Source organism: Dactylosporangium sp. NPDC050688 (genome assembly GCF_040654515.1).
GTDB lineage: Bacteria > Actinomycetota > Actinomycetes > Mycobacteriales > Micromonosporaceae > Dactylosporangium.
Genome location: NZ_JBFAIC010000084.1, coordinates 24819 through 41642, shown reverse-complemented (window position 1 = coordinate 41642; position 16824 = coordinate 24819). Strand labels below are relative to the sequence as shown.

Here is a 16824-nt window from a genome sequence, read left to right as displayed (position 1 = left end):
TTCGAGTCCATGAACGACTCGGCGTACGGCGAACTGGTCACCTCCGGCGCACGGGAGGGCAAGGACTTCGGAGCTGTGGCGTTTCCCGGCACCGACGACAGCTTCCTCGCGGTCGTCGACGTCTTCGTGGCCGCGACCAGAGCCAAGAACGCCAAGAACGCCCTTGCCTTCCTCAGCGACATCAGCAAGCCGGCGACCCAGATTCCGTTCAGCAAGGCGAAGGGGTCGGTACCGGTGCTCCGGAACGTCGATACTTCGTCCCTGTCTGTCTACCAGCGAGATGCCTCGAAGAGCCTCTGGGGCTCGTCGGTGCTGCTGTCGATCGCCCACGGCGAGGCCATGAGCCCACAGTTCCAGGAGGGCTTCTACGAAGCCGTGTCGACCTACGTGCGCACCCGCGATCCGGACACCTTCGCCCGGGATCTCGAAAACGCGGTCACCAGGGACAAAATGCCGCCACGCTGACCTGCGTTCCGCAGGTCCGCGTCGACATAGTCCGCCAGAGGTCCCTCGAAAAGGCCAGGTAAAGCCTCGATCCACCGCCCAACGGTTTCGTTGTGAGATGAAAGGGGTGCGACGGCGCCTCCAGCGGATGGCCTGGTCGGCGACCGGCATCTGTGGGCGGTGGTGGACATCCTCACCGCGATCTGTGCGGACGGCACCGAGAGGATGGTTGAGCGGCGCCCGGCCGCGGATCTCGAGCGGGCCGCCGCGGCGCACGAATACTTCGCATTGCCGCACCTCGGGGAATGGATCCGGCGGCCTCGGCAGCTCTTCTCACATGAGCTTGGCCGCGAGGGCGGCTACCTCGACACCGTCGTGGTCTCTCAGCAGGGCGCGCAGCTTCTTGCACGCCGGCGCGTCCCGCGGGTCGTTGAGCCGCAGTGCCGCCAGGTGGGCATCCCAACCGTCCTTGCTTGTCGTGGCTGCCTTGGCGAGCAGTTGGAGGGCGCGGTCTCCTTCGACGAAGCAGTGCAGACGGGCCTGGAGCGATGGCCACCGGGTGACGATCTCGGCGAGGATCAGCAGGTGCCCTGCTGTCTCCTGCGGTGGGCTGTCGACGATGTCACTGGCTGCGGCGACCCGGACGTAGTACTGCCATACCGTCAACATGCGTTTGAGCTCACGCAACGAGCAGTCGGGGCGTGCCCTGAGCCGTACCGCGAGGAGATCGAGGAACGGTTTGCTCATGACCAGCGGATCGGCCGCGGCGTCATCATCGGTGCCGGTGTCGGCATCAGGAAAAGTCACGAGAAGCGCCGGTTGCCCGGCATCGGTTCCGGTGCCCTGACCGGTGTCCGGGAACCCATTAGCCGACGGGTCCTGGCTTCGCTGCGGTGCTGTCGTCGCCAGCTGCTGCTGTGGTGGCGCGATTGGGTCCTGGCCGAGCACCCTCGTCAGGAGCTTCGCTTGAGGGTCCATCGCCGCTACCGGCAAGATCACCGGGAGTTGGATCAGCTTGCGCATGAATGCCCAGCCGACGTCCGGGTCTTCCGGCGCGGCGACGGCATGCGCGTCCCGGACACCTGCGTAGACGACGTTCAGATGCGCGGCGACGACGGCCGGATCCATGGCGAGCACGAATCTGGTGTGTTCGAACTCGCTCGCCACGAACGCGTTGATGCCCTCGAACACCTCCGCGATCGTCTGCGGCTGGCAGCGGTCGAGGTCGTCGATGAAGACAATGAGGTACCACTGCTGCCGCCTGGCATCCTTGGCGAGCGTGCGGACAGCGTGTTGATAGATCTGCAGCTTTCCGGCCCGCCCGCGGTAGAGCGGGTCTGCGATGGCCCCTGCTGCCGCCCCGTCGAGCAGAGCCCCACCGAGCACCGGCAATTGGAAGAGGTCCGCGGGTAGGAAGTCGGTGGCAGGTCGCCAGGCGAAGCGCCACCACGTGTTGACCGCCGCGATGAGGAATAGCAGGATCGGGAACACCGCCACGATCTTGACCGGAGGCTCGGACGTGCGTGCCAGCGGAATCCACGCGGGGATCTCGACCGCGGTCGCGTTCGGGTCGGCCAGTCGCGCCAGGATCGGCACCGTCAAGGCGAACACCGCGAGCCGGAACATCGGCGACCGCACGCGCCGGTGCAGTTCCTGTTGGACCCGACGGCGGTCGATGTCTCGAATGTTCAGCGAAAACCAGTACCGTTCCCGATCTTCAGGAGTCGGGCAGAGCCGTTCCACTGCTGTCGTGGCGATTTCGCCCGCCAGCCCCGCCCAAATCTGCTCCTTCGACTGATGCGACCAAGGGTTGAACCACACGGTGATCGGGCTGAAGGTCGGACCTGCGGTTTTCCGCCCGTTCTGGAGACGGGGAGCGCTGAGGTCGGGGCGAACGAGGCGCACGAGGCGGCTCCCGGTTCGTCGTTGCCACTGCCGGATGATCCAGCTCGCAAGTTTGCCGTGCTTCGCCGTGTCAGCAGCAGACGAGCGGCGTTCGTCGCCCACGTCCCAGCCGTGGTCGGCACGACTGAGGAGCCGGCTGGCACCCCAAGCGGTCAGCCGCCGTCCCGGCGTCGGTGTCGGCGTCTTCGATGCTGCTGCGTCGTTCGCAGCGGTGTCGGTCGGGGTCGTCGACGCCTGGACCTTCTCGCGCAGAAGCCCCAGCAGGGTCGTCTTGCCAGTACCCCACGGTCCTTCCAGCGAGACCACGCGGGGGCTGGCGTCGTCGTCCTCTCCCGAGGGGGCGTAGATGATGGATGCCGCGACCGCCTCCGCGATCTTCGAACGGTCGATCTGGTCGGATTTCGGTGGCCGGTCGCCGAAGCCGGTGATGCCGGGTATCAGTCCGGCGAGGACGGCGCGTTTGTTGATCGTCTCCGCGAATGCGGCAACGACGCGTTGCACGACCGCCACGACCGAAGTGGCGAGCCGATGTTCGTCGGTAGCGGGTTCGGGTGTGCCGAGCATCCCGACGATGCCCACGGCCACGATCCAGTCGGGCAGCCCGGTCGGCAGTGGGGGCCCGCCGCCGTCCACGACCACCGCGACGCCTGACCAATTGCCGTGTGGTGTGTTGTCGGTCAGTGCTGGAGTGACGGTCACGGTACGTCCGACCGCAATTGATGTGTCCATCGATGCGACGATTCCGTCAATGGTCTCGGCGGGGCGGAAGCGGACCGCTCCTGTGGCCGACGGATACTCCACAAGTGAGGACAGCACGACGTCGTTCACATTCACCGAACCGCGGATGCCGTACCCGGCGGCCTGAACCACGATCAGGTCCGGCCTGAGGGACGCGCACGTCATCCACAGTGCGCTGAGGCTCGCCTGCGGTGACTCGGCGGCGACCACGGCAAGATTCCACCGCTCGACACCGGCCGCCGTTACCAGGACCTGATGGTGTGCGTCGTCGAGACGCACCGCGCCGCTCATCACGGCTGCCCAGGCGTCGAGCATGGGCAGTGTGGTGACCACGCAGGCCAGACGGCCCGTCGCGGTCGGGGCCGCCGCGGCAATCACTTGTTCGACGACGCCGGCCATCGTGGCCTCATCGGCCTGGAGCGGGACCTCGACCAGCGTGCCAGCTGACCCGGACGGTGGAGTGCCGTCCTCGTGCGCGATGACGAGCGTCAGCCGACCGACGGCGGCAAGGTCGAAGGCGGCCCGCATTGACCCGGGCATGTTCGAACTGGTGATCGTCGACTGATCCGTGATGATGAGCACGCCGATGGTGAGCGGGTCGAGGGCGAGCAAGGCCTGCCATGCCGGTACGCCGGTTGGCAGGTCCACGACGGCTCCCCGGCGTCGCAGGGCGATGCGGAGACGGTCGGACCAGGTGACGTCCCTGGCTCCGTTGTACACCACGAACCGCCGGCCCGGCGGTGCGCTCTGTGACGCAACCTCGGTCATTCAAGCCACGCTCCCTGGTGTACGGATCGATGTGTCGTTACAGGTGTCGGGCGGCGCAGCGGGTTCACAGCCAGCCCTGTTCACGCCCGTACATCAGGGCTTCGGTGCGCGTCCGGACGCCGAGTTTGCGGTAGATCTCGTGGAGGTGCCGAAACATCATCCGCTCGGAATATCGGGCCTGTTCGGCGAGCGTGCCGACCTTCGTGCCCTGCGCCAGTTCGCGGAGCCAGGACAGCTCCTCGTCGGTGAGCGTCGAGGTTTTCGACCCCACGGAGGCGTGCCGTGCGGCCAGGACACGCAGCACCTGGATGGGCACGGCGCTGGTGCCGGCCAGGACCGACTGCAGCACTTCTCGGACGGCGGCGGGCGTCGCATGCCGGGGCAGGCAGGCGACCGCGCCGGCGGACAGTGCGCGGACGTAGTTCGCGGTGGTGGCCTCGACCAGCACCGCCAGGACGGTGATATCGGTTGCCGACGCCGACAACTGGTCCAGCAGCGCCCAGTCGTTGGCGGACTCCAGTGTGAGGAAGACGATCGCCGGTCGTTGCTCGCGCGTCCAGGCCAGCAGGTCGTCCGGCGCATCCGGGGCAATGTCGATGTCGTGCAGGGCAGCCGCGATCCCGCGCCGGAACAGTGGCAGTGGATCGCGGATCGCTACCCGGACAGACATGGGCGGCCCTGCCTCCAGCCGGCGGCATCGGAAGTTGTGTGCCGCTGATCCTGACGCACGCAGCACGCCAGTGCCACGACCGACATGCCGTTGGCGTCCATCGCCCGAGACGCGGCAGCCTGCGCCATCCGGGGCGTTGCAGTCCCTGCCATGTGGTCGCTCAAGTAGGCATGGCCAGGTTCGACCACCAGGGCTTAGCGTCGTACCGCAGAGTGCCGTAGCCAACACGCTGAGCTGTTGATCTGCCGGGAGGTCGTGATGGTTGAACGCGGTCTGGAGCCGTCGGTCGTCGTCAAGAAGAAGCGGCGAACGACCGAGGACGCCAGCCGGCTGCCGGCCGAGGTGGAGTTGGATGATCCTCTCGCGAAGGTCTCGGCCGAGGGTTTCGGCCCGCAGCTGGCCAGCGAACATGATCCGACCCTCACCGAGCTGACGCAGAGCGCCCAGCATCCGGGCCAGCCTGCGGATCCTCGGTCCAAAAAACGTCGATGACGCGGCCCGGGACCGCTGCGCGGACCAGGCTCAGCAGCCGGTCGATGCGTCGTTTCGCCACCGACGGATTCCCAGTCTGTCTGCATGCCGCCTTGTACGTCACGCTGATCTCAGACTGGTCGTAGTCCGTCTGAAACGACGCCAGCGCGAACTGCAGCAGGCTGTGCCAGAACAGCAGCTCGAAGTTCTTGCCCTCGCGGCGTTGCAGCACAGTGGTCTTCGAAATTGCCTCAGTGAACGACCGCTTCGCGGCCTGGACGTCGTCGAGTCGCAGCTGCACGAGCCCGAGCAGTGCGGTCCCGGCGAACTGGCGCACGCTGCGCGCCAACCGGTCAGCCGCACGCGCCGCAGGAAGTGCCATCGCATCATCGCCCGACAGCAGGCCGACGAGCGCGAGGCGGACGTTTGCCTCGTACATGAGTGTGTGGGTGGGCGCCGCCACCGCCTGTTGCAGGGCCGCCGTGGCATGCAGGCATGCCTGCTGGTGGTCATCGGCGTCGAGTGCGAGGCTGGCTCGCACACAGTTGACGCGGCCGAGCAGGTGCTGCGCCCCCGCGGCCTGCAGCCGCCGCGCAGCGTCGTCGACGGCCGTCCAAGCGTCGGCCGGGCGGTCCAACCAGCGCAGAGCGATGCCCTTGTTCACGGTGAGCGCCGCATGGAGCAGTTGGTCGCTCGGCGCCGGCACGTCGGTCCGGATCAGCGGGTCGAGGTGCTTCATCGCCTCTGCGTACAGGTCGAGGGCGTGCTGGAACGCACCGGTTTCAATATGGCAGAGCATGAGTCCGGACAGTGCATGGCACTTGGCGCGCGCCGTCTCCGACGCCTCAGTCGCATCGGCGGGGACGGCGTCGCGGTAGCCGACCTCGAAGTATCTCTTGGCATCGCTGCAACTTCCGAGGTCGTAGAGGGCCGCGCCTTGCTGGACGGCGACGAGGGCACCGCTCACGCCGGTGAGCTCAGCAATCTCATCCTTGGCCGCGGCCAGCTCACGCAAGGCGGCCGCTGGTGCTCCGACCTCGCGCAGCGCTTCGGCGATCCGGGACACGTTTGACCAATGGTCGCCGATGGACTCTGCGTCACCGGCGTCGAGTAGTCGCTTCGTCAGGTCGCGGCGCCACGGCAGCAACGCGTGCCCCTGGCCCCACCTGCCAAGGAAGTGATCTTCGAGGCTGTCCATCAGTTCGAGCGCACGCTGGTCACAGCCGGCATGGATGAGCACCTCGACCTGTCGCAGGATCGGGGTCAGGTCTGCGAAGGTGCTGGGCTTGGGGCGCCGACGCCGGTCGTAGAAGGTGTAGGCGCTCTCGCACCGTGCGGTCCGCGCATCGGGCGGGATCCGGTCGAGGACCGGCCGCACGTCGTCCACCGGCAGGAAGTAGGTGGTTCCGTCGCTGCGGACGAACCCGTCCGCGGTGAGGCGATCGAGCGTTGCCCGGCTGTTCGGACCAGCGACGACGTCGTCCAGGACAGCATCGACCGCGTCGGCGGTCTGTGGGCGGTCGAAGACGGCGAGCGCCTCGACGACCCGCCGCGCCGTGCGATGCAGGGTGTCGAGCTTCCGATCGATGAGGAGCCGCTCGGCCTCTGCGGCGGTCCGCCCGCGGACGACCGGCAGCGCCGCGTCAGGATCCGAACGCAGGAGGCTGGTCAGCGACTCGATCGCGTGCGCGGTGGCGGTCGGCGCGTCCGGCGGCTCTGTGAATACGTTGTCCAGCGCGCCGGACAGTGCGAGGCAACCGTGCGGATCCAGCGCCGCGACCGCGGCGCGGAACGAGTGCAGCGGTCGCTGGCCGGTGGCGAGCCGCACCCGTTGCACCAGGTTGCCGTACTCCCAGATGCACCGTTCGTCGTCCACGGTCAACCCGAGTACGAGCTGGATCGTGGGCGCGCCGGCACGCAGCAGTTGATCGACCAGCGGCCCCAGCATGCCGGTCTGCAGACGCCGGCGATCGTCCAGGACACTGTCTGCGTCGTCGACGAGGACCAGCACGCGGGTGGTGCCGAGCGCGTCGAACACTGCCTCGAGACGCTCGTACCATGGCCGGGTGCCGTCCCGGGCATCTTCTACCGCGGCGGGGGCGAGTCCTGTCGTGTCCAGTGCCGCGGCAAGCACCGTGACGAACGCGGACGGCGCCAACAGGCCGAACTCCAGGACCGACACGTAGACGACGAGGTCGACCGGGACGGCACCGGCGCCGGACAGGCTGTCGCACAGGCGGGCCATCAGCGCGGTCTTGCCGCTGCCGGCCGGCCCCTGGACGGTCAGGATGCGTTTCCCGCTGCCGAGGGCTGCCGTGAGCGCGGCGAGCGCCTCCTCCGGATCATGCCGTCCAGGCAGCCAGCCCCGCGTCGGATAGTTCACGATGCGGACCTTCGATGACGGCGGGGCACCACGTCGTTGGGTGAGGTGTGGCCGGTGGTCGCCGTGGGGGCGCTCCGCCGATCCGCCTACCGCCATCGCCCGGCGACGCTCCGCTGCCAGCTCGGCTTGCACCGGCCCGACGACATCATGTTCGTAGGCGATCCTCGCGGCGTCATGTAACGACTCGGCCTTCCGGCGGTGCCGTTCGACAGACATCTCCAGTTCGACGACGGCCCGTGACGGCGCGGCCAACGCCCGCAGGTGCGCGACGAAGCCGGGTAGGCCGGCGTCATCGTCGGTGCTGAGATTGAGGTCGAACGTCGGACACGTTGCGAGCACCGCGGGTGGCTGCATGCCGGCATGTGTGCGCACCAGGACGACGGCGCGCCCGGCGGCATGGACGCGCGCGGCTGTCAGTGCAGTCGGTGCACCCTCGACGGCGGCGGCCGGCGACAGCACGACCAGCACCACATCCACCCAGTCGGGTGACCCGGTCCCGAGTGGCCACAGGTCGACCGGCGGCGTCAGTTCGGCCAGCATGTCATGCAGCGTCTGTGCGGCAGGGCCGCCGTCAGTCGCGTCGTGCAGGAGGTACACGGTGAGGCGGTCACTGCCATCCATGATTCACCCCATGACATGAGTTCGACACGCAGCGTGGTGGCAGTTTCCAACCGGCGCGCATCCTGGTCAAGATGCAAGCCGCTAGGTCCGCGATCGGATCCCGGACGTGTGTCGGTTACTGCAGTCCCACGACCTCCTGACGGACAGGAACGGCAGCCATGACATCAGCGAGGTCGGGCTATGGCACGAGCTGCCACCGGCAAGAGCATCGGACCTGACTACGGGCCGGGGTACTCCGGGTGGAGGTCACCGGCGAACAGGCGCCAGGTGAAGTCGTTCGTCCGTGCCGCGGCGGAGGCGTGCCGGGCGAGGATCCCCGCCACGACCGGCGGCACGTCAGGCGGGATGTCGCCGCTCGCGCACCGGCGCACATACGCGCTTCGGGCAACGGGGGCCTCGCCGACCGGCACCTCGCACACTGCGGTCACGAGCCAGTTCACCAGCCTCATCGCCGCGTAGTCGGCGTCGTGGTCGGAGTTGCGGTCGGTGAAGGCGCGCTCGACCGTCGACAGGTCGATCCGCGGCGAGGTGGCCAGGCCGAAGGCGGGTTTGGGCCAGGTCGTGCCGGTGCGGGTTTCGATGATGCGGATGAGCAGCAGGGCGAGCCAGCACAGTACGACGTGGGCGCGGATGCGTGCTTCGTACGCCTCGATCGTCTCGATCCCAATCCGCCCCTCCTAACAACGCGTGTCGTGCATCGGACCTTATCGGCCGCTGACCCGATCCTTACGTGTCGCTGACATACCGGCCGTGTCCCTGGTCATCGAGACCCTCCACTCCGGAGTGGTCCGGGACGAGAGGACACCGACGTGTTCACGAACCGACGCACCATCCGGCCGTACCTGATCCGCACGGCCACCGCCGCCCTGCTGGGGCTGCCGCTCGCCGTCGTCGGCGTCGCGGCGCCGGCTTCGGCGGCCTTGCCGGGCACCTGTAACGGGCTGCCGATCACCATCCAGGCCCTGCCCGGCGTGCCGGTCAACGCCGGGGCCAGTGCCGACGTCATCGGCGGCACCCAGGGCAACGACATCATCAACGGTGGCGACGGCAACGACACCATCTGCGGCTGGGGCGGCGACGACATCATCGACGGCGACAACGGCCACGACTGGGTGTCGGGTGGCGACGACGAAGACGAGGTCGACGGCAGCGACGGCAACGACATCCTGTACGGCAACGACGGCAACGACGAGATCGACGGTGGTAACAACGACGACACCCTGCGCGGCGGGGACGGCACCGACTGGCTGCGCGGCGGGGCCGACGACGACCTCCTGCACTGCGGCGGGGGCGGCGGCGACCTCGGCGACGGCGGCCCGCACGTCAATGGCGACGTGCTGAGCGTCAACGACGGCTGCGAGGTCCCGGTGAACGTGCTGCCGTAAGCGCGATGACGCTGCGGGGTGCCGGCGCGGACCGCCGGCGCCCCGCTCAGGCGTTGAGCAGCCCGGGTACAGCAGGGCCAGCTCGTCGGGTACGCGGCGACCATGCCCGACCGGTCTGCGGCACCGGGCTGCATGGTCGCGTTGTGGGTCTGGCGTGTCATGACGGCTCGCTTCCTCCCGGAGAGGTTCGAGTGGGTGCGAAGGGGATCAGAGGAGGCCGGGACCCGGCCGGTGCCATCCGGCGTGAGCGTGCGACGCCAGTACAGCAGTCACGCTGGCCAGCAGCGGACCGACGCTTGCGCACCGTCACCCAAGCTCGTCAGACCAGAGCCCTCATGACAGGGCCGTATGGCCTGCCCCGGCTCGGGCCCGGTTCACCTGTCACAGCCGGAGTCATCGGCGTTCCCCTCTAGGGAGGATCGGCATGCCCAACGACACGGGCGCGTGAACCGGCTGCTGGCGGGCGAGCCGGTCGAGTGCTGCGAACTTACGGCCAGCAGCGTCGAGGCTGATCTGCAGGCCTTGGACTTCGCCGAGCCAACCCCAGTTCATTCGATTGCTGCACCGGCTCTCGTGACGAGAGCATTGGCGGTCCGCAATGTGGTGACCGTTCGGTGCATGGCGTCGGACCGTGTGCTTGGTTCTGTGTCCGGTTGGCGATTGTTCGAGAGTGACACGGTGTGTCAGCGTGCGTTGGCATCGGGTGATGTCGCAGCTTCTGCGGATTCCGAGTCATCTCGGCGCTTGGGTGAGTACGGTACGGGAGCGAGGACGCTGGGCCTGATGGACAGTGCAGGGTCGGCGGGACCAGAGTCCTACGGTTGCGGCCAGCCTGCGGTCAACATCGCCCAAGCGGTGGAGGTGCATCGGCTGGCGGTGGCCGGCCGGGAACCGGTCATCGCCCGGCAGGTCGGGCGCCGGGTTGCTCGGCTGTGGTTGGGAACGTCCCGGTTCGCTGATGTCGGAGTGCTGGCCAGCGCCACGCTGACCCTGGGTCCGGATGCCGACGCGTTCTACGGCCGCGGCTGGGCCAGAAATGCCACCGGACAGCCCCGACTGGCGCCGGACGATTACGACCAAGCTTTGACCCTGTACCGCGAGGTCGGCGACCCCGGCAACATCGCCGCCACCCTTAACAACATCGGCCGGGTGTACGACGGGCTCGGGGACCGCCGGCAGGCCCTGTCCTACTACCAGCAGGCCCTACCCACCTTGCGGGAGGTCGGCAACCGGGCCGGTGAAGCCGCCACCCTCAATAACATCCACCCAGTTGGTGGGAGCGGATCACCCACGGGTGAGTGATCAGAGCCGGCTCAGCAGCACCTGCGCTGGTCGCGAAGAGCAGGACAATCGCTCGGTCCGGGTGAGCCTGTCGAGGCACTGTGGATATTGGTTGGTACAGAACGGCTTGGGACGTCGGCGCGCCGACCTTGGCGTGAGAACGAGGGAGGTCGGCCAGATGACGACCACGACGACCGATCTGGACACGTTGTCCGTGAACACGATCCGTGGCCTGTGCATGGACGCGGTCCAGCGGGCCGAGTCCGGGCATCCGGGCACGCCGATGGGGATCGCGCCGGTCGCGTACACCCTCTGGCAGCGGTTCCTGCGGTTCGACCCGGCTGATCCGATCTGGCCCAACCGGGACCGGTTCGTGCTGTCCGAGGGCCACGCCTCGGCCCTGCTGTGGTCGCTGCTGCACCTGACCGGGGTACGGGCGGTCGACCCGGACTACGAGGTCCTCGGCCGTGCCTCGGTCACCCTCGACGATCTGAAGACGTTCCGCCAACTCGACTCGCGCTGTCCGGGTCATCCCGAGTACCGGTGGACCAGCGGCGTCGAGAGCACCACCGGGCCGCTCGGCCAGGGCGTGGCGACCTCCGTCGGGATGGCCATCGCGGGTCAGTGGCTGGCGGCCCGGTACAACCGGGACGGCTTCCCTCTCTTCGACTTCAACGTGTACGCGATCGCCGGGGACGGCGACATGATGGAAGGCCTTTCCGCGGAGGCCGCCTCGCTCGCCGGTCACCAGCGCTTGGCCAACTTATGCTGGATCTACGACTCGAACCGCACGACGATCGAGGGCCACACCGACATCACGTTCACCGAGGACCTGGCCGAGCGCTTCTTGGCCTACGGCTGGAACGTGACGACCGTCGCGGACGCCAACGACCTCGACTCCGTGCAGCGGGCGCTGCACGGCTTCCTGGCCGAACATGAGCGTCCCACGCTGGTCCTGGTGCACAGCCACATCGGGTACGGCTCGCCGGTGGAAGACACCGCGACAGCGCATGGCGAGCCGCTTGGCGCAGACGCCGTACGGGAGACCAAACGGTTCCTCGGCATGCCCGAGGATGTCGATTTCTACATCCCGGACGACGTGTACGACTGGTTCGCGCAGGGCATCGGCGCCCGGGGTGACAGGGCCCGCACCGCCTGGCGGTCGAGCTTCGAGGCGTACCGCAGGGCGTATCCGGAGCTGGCCGACGAGATCGAGCGGATGCAGCGACGTGAACTGCCGGACGGCTGGCAAGGTGCGCTGCCCACCTTCCCGGCCGATGCGAAGGGCATCGCCAGCCGTGACTCCTCCGGCCAGGTGCTCAACGCGCTCGCGCAGGCGGTGCCATGGCTGCTGGGTGGTTCGGCCGACCTCGCTCCGTCCACCAAGACCCGCCTCACGTTCCCCGGCGCTAGCGACTTCCAGCCGGACGACCGGTCCGGACGCAACTTCCACCTGGGTGTCCGCGAGCACGCCGCCGCGGCCATCGCCAACGGGATGGCGCTGACCAAGCTCCGCCCGTACTGGTCGGGCTTCCTGATCTTCTCCGACTACGCTCGCCCGGCGATCCGGTTGTCGGCGTTGATGGAGATTCCGACGCTGCACATCTTCAGCCACGACTCGATCGGGGTCGGCGAGGACGGACCCACCCATCAGCCGGTGGAGCAGCTCGCCTCGCTGCGGGCCATGCCCGGACTGCTGGTGTTTCGCCCGGCCGACGCGAACGAGGTGGTCGAGACCTGGCGAGTTGTCGCCGGACTGCGTCGGGAGCCCGCAGCGCTCATTCTCTCCCGGCAGCCGCTGCCCACGTTGGACCGGAGCCGGCTGGCCGCCGCAAAGGGGGTCGCGATGGGCGGGTACGTGCTGGCCGACGCGCCCTCCGGCGACCCGGACGTGATCCTGCTGGCCACCGGCTCGGAGGTGGCGCTGGCACTCGCGGCACGCGACGAACTCAGCGCCGACGGCATCGCGGCGCGGGTGGTGAGCATGCCGTGCTGGGAGCTGTTCGACCGGCAGCCACGCCAGTACCGCGACCAGGTGCTGCCTCCGGCGGTACGCGCCCGGGTCGCCGTCGAGCAGGCGTCGACGCTCGGCTGGGAACGGTACGTCGGAGACGCCGGCGCGGTCGTCGGCATGCATACGTTCGGCGCCTCCGCACCGCTCAAACAGCTGCTGAGGAAGTTCGGATTCACGCCGGAACAGGTATCGCAGGTCGCACGGGAACAGGTAGCCGCGAACGCGAACGCATGACCGCAGAAACACCGTTCGGAGAATCTCAGTGATTCTCGTTCCTGCTTCATCGGCACGCTGCTGCGGTGTCGGATCAAGCTCGATGCGGAAAACCCTGCTCGGCCCGGCTCACGCTGTGGCCTCGGCGGCGTCCATCGCGGCCTGCGCCTGGCGCTTGGCCGTGTGCCGACCGTACAGGCGGGCACAGAACGAGGTCAGGATCTCGGTCATGTCCCGGACGAGGTCGTCGTCGGGTTCGGTGCTGTCGAGCACGACCACTGTGCGTCCCGTGGCGGCAAGTGCGCACGTCAAGTGCTCGACCCGAAGCGGGCGAGCCGGTCGCGGTGTTCGACGACGATGGTCGAGACCTGCCGGGGCGCGGAACAGTTTTGCCAGCCTGGGACGGCGCGCGTTGAGCCCGGAGCCGCTACATCGACAGTTTGTCGCCTGGCTCGATCACCTGGATCTGCGCAGCCGCCCCTCGGCGGGACCCTCGGATGCTGCCGATGCGCCGGTCGACTCCGCGATCCCGGCGTGACGCCGCCGCGCTTCGCGCGAGCAGCGCCTGACGGAGTCAGCGCGTCACTGGACGTTCGGCATGGACGGCAACGCGTGCTGCTCTGACGGTGCGTGGACCGGACCACGCGTACTGTCGCCGGCCACCACCGCGGCGAGCACCGCGAGGATCGTGCCGCCGGCCAGCACCGCCAGCAACGGCGGCAGCGCGCCGGACGGTGGCCGCCAGACGCCCGTGAACGGGTCGAGGCGCGCGCCCGGGCCGGACTGGAAACGCGTCATCACGAACGCCAGCAGGTACACGTGCAGGACTGCGGCCACGCCGGTCAGGACGGCGCAGTAGGGGCGTAGCCGGTGCCGCGAGGCAAGGCGGCGCTCGAACTGCGGCGCGCAGGCGGCGCACAGCACCACGCCGGCGGCTGCCGGCATCGCGTACCGGCCTTGCGCGAACCAGCCAATGATCGGCAGATAGTGCAGTTCCAGGGCCAGGAGCAGACCGAGGCAGGCGGCGCCGAGTGAGGCGGCGACGAGGGTGAGGCGGCGGCCGCCATGGATCAGGCTCGGCACCACCACGGCGCCCAGCAGCAGGCACCACGCCGCGATGACCACCAGCGGCGGCTTGGTCTCGCCGTAGTCGAACTGGCCGACGACCTGCTTGAGATAGAACGGGATGCGCCGGGTGGCCAGGACCTGCGCGAGCTCCAACGGGGCGAGGTGCTGGGCGTCGCGGACGACCGGAGCGACGCCGGCCACGCCGGAGTACGCCATCCAGCCGAGCGAACCGGCCAGGCCGAGCGACCACGAGCCGGCAACGATCCAGCGCGTCTCGCGGCGCCGCCACAGCTGGGCGATGCGGCCGGGGCGGGCCAGCGCCGCGCACGCCGTCACGATGAGCGTCAGCAGCGCGGGCCCGAGTTGGCGGACGGTGAGCAGCACCAGCGAGCCGACCCCGACCAGCGCCAGCAGGTGGCGCACGGCGCGGCCGCCGAGCCGTGCGTCGGGCGCGCACAGCAGGGCGAGCAGCGCGCAGCAGACGGCGACTCCCGCGGCGATCTCGAGGCCGTTCGGGTTGACCGAGCCGGTCAGGTTCGCCGCCATTGGCGTCGCGGTGAGCACGACACCGAGCGCGAGCAGTCGGCTGCCGAGCCGCAGCGCGGCACCGGCCGCGCCGGCCAGGAGCGCGGCCGCGGCCAGCGCCGAGATGAGCCGCGCGAGCAGGATGCCGGTCCGGTCGGGCGCGAGCACCAGCGGCGCACCGACGAGCAGGTAGTAGACCGGGCTGTACCTGGCCGCACCGCTCGGGGTGAGGACGCGGGCCCGGTCGGTGGTCCAGCGCTGGCAGTCGGCCGAGCGCGCCGGGCGGGGCGCCCAGGCGCAGTCGACGTTGCTGTTGCTGGGCATCAGGCTTGCCGGTACCAGGAACGCGGGCTTGCGGTCGTCGCGCCGGTCGACGACCGTGCGGTGGGTGGTGAGCTGTCCGGTGGTCACGGCGTATGCACGGGCGATGTGGTCCTTCTCGTCGTACGTGCCGTTGACCGGCAGCGCGAGCGCCCACCCCGCTGCGATCAGGAAGAACGCCGACATGTAGAGCCACCAGCGCGGCGCGGGCCCCGCGACGCTACTGCGCCGCATGGAGGACAGGAAGTACCGACATGGGATCCTCGTGAGTGACGTTCGCTGACGGATGCGTATTGCGAGCGGCCCGTTCGTACCCGGGCACAGACGGGATACACCGGCGGCGCGGACTCGGGCACCGGTTTCGTAGGGGGTGGAATTCGGGATTGATGTCGCAAGACGCCGCGGCTGCCGGTCCACCTGGTCCGTAGGTTTCTCCTGTCCGACGTACCTCGTGAACAGGAGCCGGCCCGGTGACCTCTCCGGATGAACCGCACCGATCCGGTGATTCGGTGAACGACCGGCCCGGCCGCGCACGCGGCCGGGCAACCGTGACGACGGACCGGGATCAGCGCGCACGGCCCAAGGATCCGTCGTGGGCGCGGTGGTGCATCGTGCTCGGCACGATGCTGGCCGTGCTGCCCGGCGCGGTGCTTGTGGCGAAGGAGGCCCTGCTCTCGTACGCGATGCGCAACGTTGTCGAGCAGAACCTGCTCGGCGACACCGGCAAGCGGGCCCAGCAGCCCGGCCACGCGTCAGTCACAGGGGCGAAGAACATCCTGCTCATCGGTGTCGACGCCCGCCCCGGCCAGGACCCTCGCGAACCCGTACGCTCCGACTCGATCATCATCCTGCACATCCCGGCGACGTATGACGCCGCGTTCATGGTCTCGATCCCTCGGGACACCTGGGTCGAGATCCCGCCGTACGACAACGGGGCCAGGCAGTACCCGGGCGGCGACGACAAGGTCAACGCCGCGTTCGCCTACGGTGGCAACGGCCTCACCGGGCCGGCCGCCCGCAGCCATGCCGTCGAGCTGCTCGCCCTGACGATCAAGAAGCTGTGCGGGGTGACGTTCGACGGCGCGGGGATCGTCGACTTCACCGGCTTCCAACAGGTCGTCAACGTGCTCGGCGGGGTCGACATGTACGTGGATCAGGAGACCACGTCCGTGAGCATCGGTCACAACGGCAAGGGCGGGACCGAGGTCCCGTTCCGGCAGTACACCAGAGACGACGGCGGCCAGGGCCTGGACCCGGTTCCGGGCGTGATCCCGGTGGTCTACCACGCCGGCTACCAGCACCTCGAACCGTGGCAGGCCCTCGACTACGTCCGGCAACGCGAGACCCTGCCCAACGGCGACTACGACCGGCAACGCCACCAGCAACAGTTCATCAAGGCCGTCTTCAAGAGGATGCTCAGCAAGGACGTGCTCACCAACCCCGTGCGGTTCAACAAGGTCCTCGAGGTCGCCGGCAAGGCGATCACCATCGACAGCGGCGGCATCGACCTGGCCGACTGGGCGTACGCCATGCGCGGCGTGAGCGGCGATGACGTGGTCACCATCAAGTCGAACGAGGGCACGTTCAACTAGTCGCCCGGCAACGGCACCGCCGAAGACCTCGACCAGACCACCATCAACCTGCTCACCGCCGTACGCACCGACCAGGTCAAGGGCTTCGTCGCCGCCCACCCCCAACTGGTCGCCGGTGGCTGACCGGTCGGCGTTGTGAAGGTCGGCGGGACAGCCGGATCGTCCCTGGGACGCGCGGGCCGGGGAGCGGCCGTGGCGACGCTGACATTGCGGGCGGCCGGATTCGTCAGGATCCTGGTGCTGGCGGCCGTGCTCGGACTGCGTAGCCGGTTACTGGACAGCTACAACCTGGCGAACGCGCTGCCGAACGTGGTGTACGACCTGGTGGTCGGGGGTGCGATGGCGAGCGTCATCGTGCCGATGCTGACCCGGGCAGCGCTGACGGAGCCCGACGGCGGCGCGGGCGGGCTACGGACCGACCGGAC

Annotated in this window: 11 protein-coding genes and 2 pseudogenes; 7 read left to right on the top strand and 6 right to left on the bottom strand. The window is 68.8% G+C overall.

Annotation, left to right across the window (positions count from 1 at the left end; all coding sequences use genetic code 11):
* Positions 1 to 465, top strand: a 465-nt coding sequence (locus AB0H83_RS45415; protein WP_360107949.1) for a hypothetical protein, incomplete at its 5' end; no start/stop codon positions are given.
* Positions 466 to 777: 312 nt separating this feature from the next.
* Here the strand turns inward: AB0H83_RS45415 and AB0H83_RS45410 are convergent.
* Both AB0H83_RS45410 and AB0H83_RS45405 read right to left on the bottom strand, forming a co-directional pair.
* Complete coding sequence (locus AB0H83_RS45410) at positions 778 to 3735, bottom strand: P-loop NTPase fold protein (protein WP_360107946.1); 2958 nt, start codon at positions 3733 to 3735, stop codon at positions 778 to 780.
* Positions 3736 to 3919: 184 nt separating this feature from the next.
* A complete protein-coding gene (locus AB0H83_RS45405; protein WP_360107943.1) occupies positions 3920 to 4591 on the bottom strand; it encodes a response regulator transcription factor in 672 nt (223 codons plus the stop codon).
* 171 nt (positions 4592 to 4762) lie between these two features.
* On the opposite strand from AB0H83_RS45405, the gene AB0H83_RS45400 reads away from it, so the two are divergent.
* A complete protein-coding gene (locus AB0H83_RS45400) occupies positions 4763 to 5017 on the top strand; it encodes a hypothetical protein (protein ID WP_360107940.1) in 255 nt (84 codons plus the stop codon).
* On the opposite strand, the gene AB0H83_RS45395 is transcribed toward AB0H83_RS45400, so the two are convergent.
* Both AB0H83_RS45395 and AB0H83_RS45390 read right to left on the bottom strand, forming a co-directional pair.
* Positions 4947 to 8000 carry an ATP-binding protein gene (locus AB0H83_RS45395; RefSeq protein ID WP_360107937.1) on the bottom strand — a complete coding sequence of 1018 codons (3054 nt, stop codon included), beginning with the start codon at positions 7998 to 8000 and terminating at the stop codon, positions 4947 to 4949. The two genes, AB0H83_RS45400 and AB0H83_RS45395, sit on opposite strands and share 71 nt — an antisense overlap.
* A gap of 218 nt (positions 8001 to 8218) precedes the next feature.
* Positions 8219 to 8440, bottom strand: coding sequence for a hypothetical protein (locus AB0H83_RS45390; protein WP_360107934.1), 222 nt, complete (start codon positions 8438 to 8440; stop codon positions 8219 to 8221).
* Between the two features lie 369 nt (positions 8441 to 8809).
* Here AB0H83_RS45390 and AB0H83_RS45385 point away from each other — a divergent pair, with 369 nt between their 5' ends.
* From AB0H83_RS45385 to tkt, 3 genes are all read left to right on the top strand, one after another.
* Positions 8810 to 9385, top strand: coding sequence for a calcium-binding protein (locus AB0H83_RS45385; RefSeq protein WP_360107932.1), 576 nt, complete (start codon positions 8810 to 8812; stop codon positions 9383 to 9385).
* A gap of 444 nt (positions 9386 to 9829) precedes the next feature.
* Positions 9830 to 10687 (top strand): tetratricopeptide repeat protein, encoded by an 858-nt coding sequence (locus AB0H83_RS45380; RefSeq protein WP_360107929.1) that lies wholly within the window; start codon positions 9830 to 9832, stop codon positions 10685 to 10687.
* Positions 10688 to 10844: 157 nt separating this feature from the next.
* Positions 10845 to 12914, top strand: coding sequence for a transketolase (gene tkt, locus AB0H83_RS45375; protein ID WP_360107926.1), 2070 nt, complete (start codon positions 10845 to 10847; stop codon positions 12912 to 12914).
* Positions 12915 to 13022: 108 nt separating this feature from the next.
* Here the strand turns inward: tkt and AB0H83_RS45370 are convergent.
* Together AB0H83_RS45370 and AB0H83_RS45365 are read right to left on the bottom strand one after the other, a co-directional pair.
* Positions 13023 to 13261, bottom strand: a pseudogene (locus AB0H83_RS45370) (recombinase family protein); the annotation flags it as partial.
* Between the two features lie 214 nt (positions 13262 to 13475).
* On the bottom strand, positions 13476 to 15041 hold the full coding sequence (locus AB0H83_RS45365) for a DUF2142 domain-containing protein (RefSeq protein WP_360107923.1): 1566 nt from the start codon (positions 15039 to 15041) through the stop codon (positions 13476 to 13478).
* A 377-nt stretch (positions 15042 to 15418) separates the two neighbouring features.
* Here AB0H83_RS45365 and AB0H83_RS45360 point away from each other — a divergent pair, with 377 nt between their 5' ends.
* The gene (locus AB0H83_RS45360; protein WP_360107920.1) at positions 15419 to 16399 is read left to right on the top strand and encodes an LCP family protein; all 981 of its coding nucleotides are present in this window, start codon (positions 15419 to 15421) and stop codon (positions 16397 to 16399) included.
* A 165-nt stretch (positions 16400 to 16564) separates the two neighbouring features.
* Positions 16565 to 16822, top strand: a pseudogene (locus AB0H83_RS45355) (lipid II flippase MurJ); the annotation flags it as partial.
* Between the last annotated feature and the right edge of the window lie 2 nt (positions 16823 to 16824).

Excerpts from the sequence above, each read along its gene's own strand:
- AB0H83_RS45395 (WP_360107937.1), bottom strand. The coding sequence starts at position 8,000 with ATGGATGGCAGTGACCGCCTCACCGTGTACCTCCTGCACGACGCGACT.
- AB0H83_RS45365 (WP_360107923.1), bottom strand. The coding sequence starts at position 15,041 with ATGCGGCGCAGTAGCGTCGCGGGGCCCGCGCCGCGCTGGTGGCTCTAC.
- tkt (WP_360107926.1), top strand. The coding sequence starts at position 10,845 with ATGACGACCACGACGACCGATCTGGACACGTTGTCCGTGAACACGATC.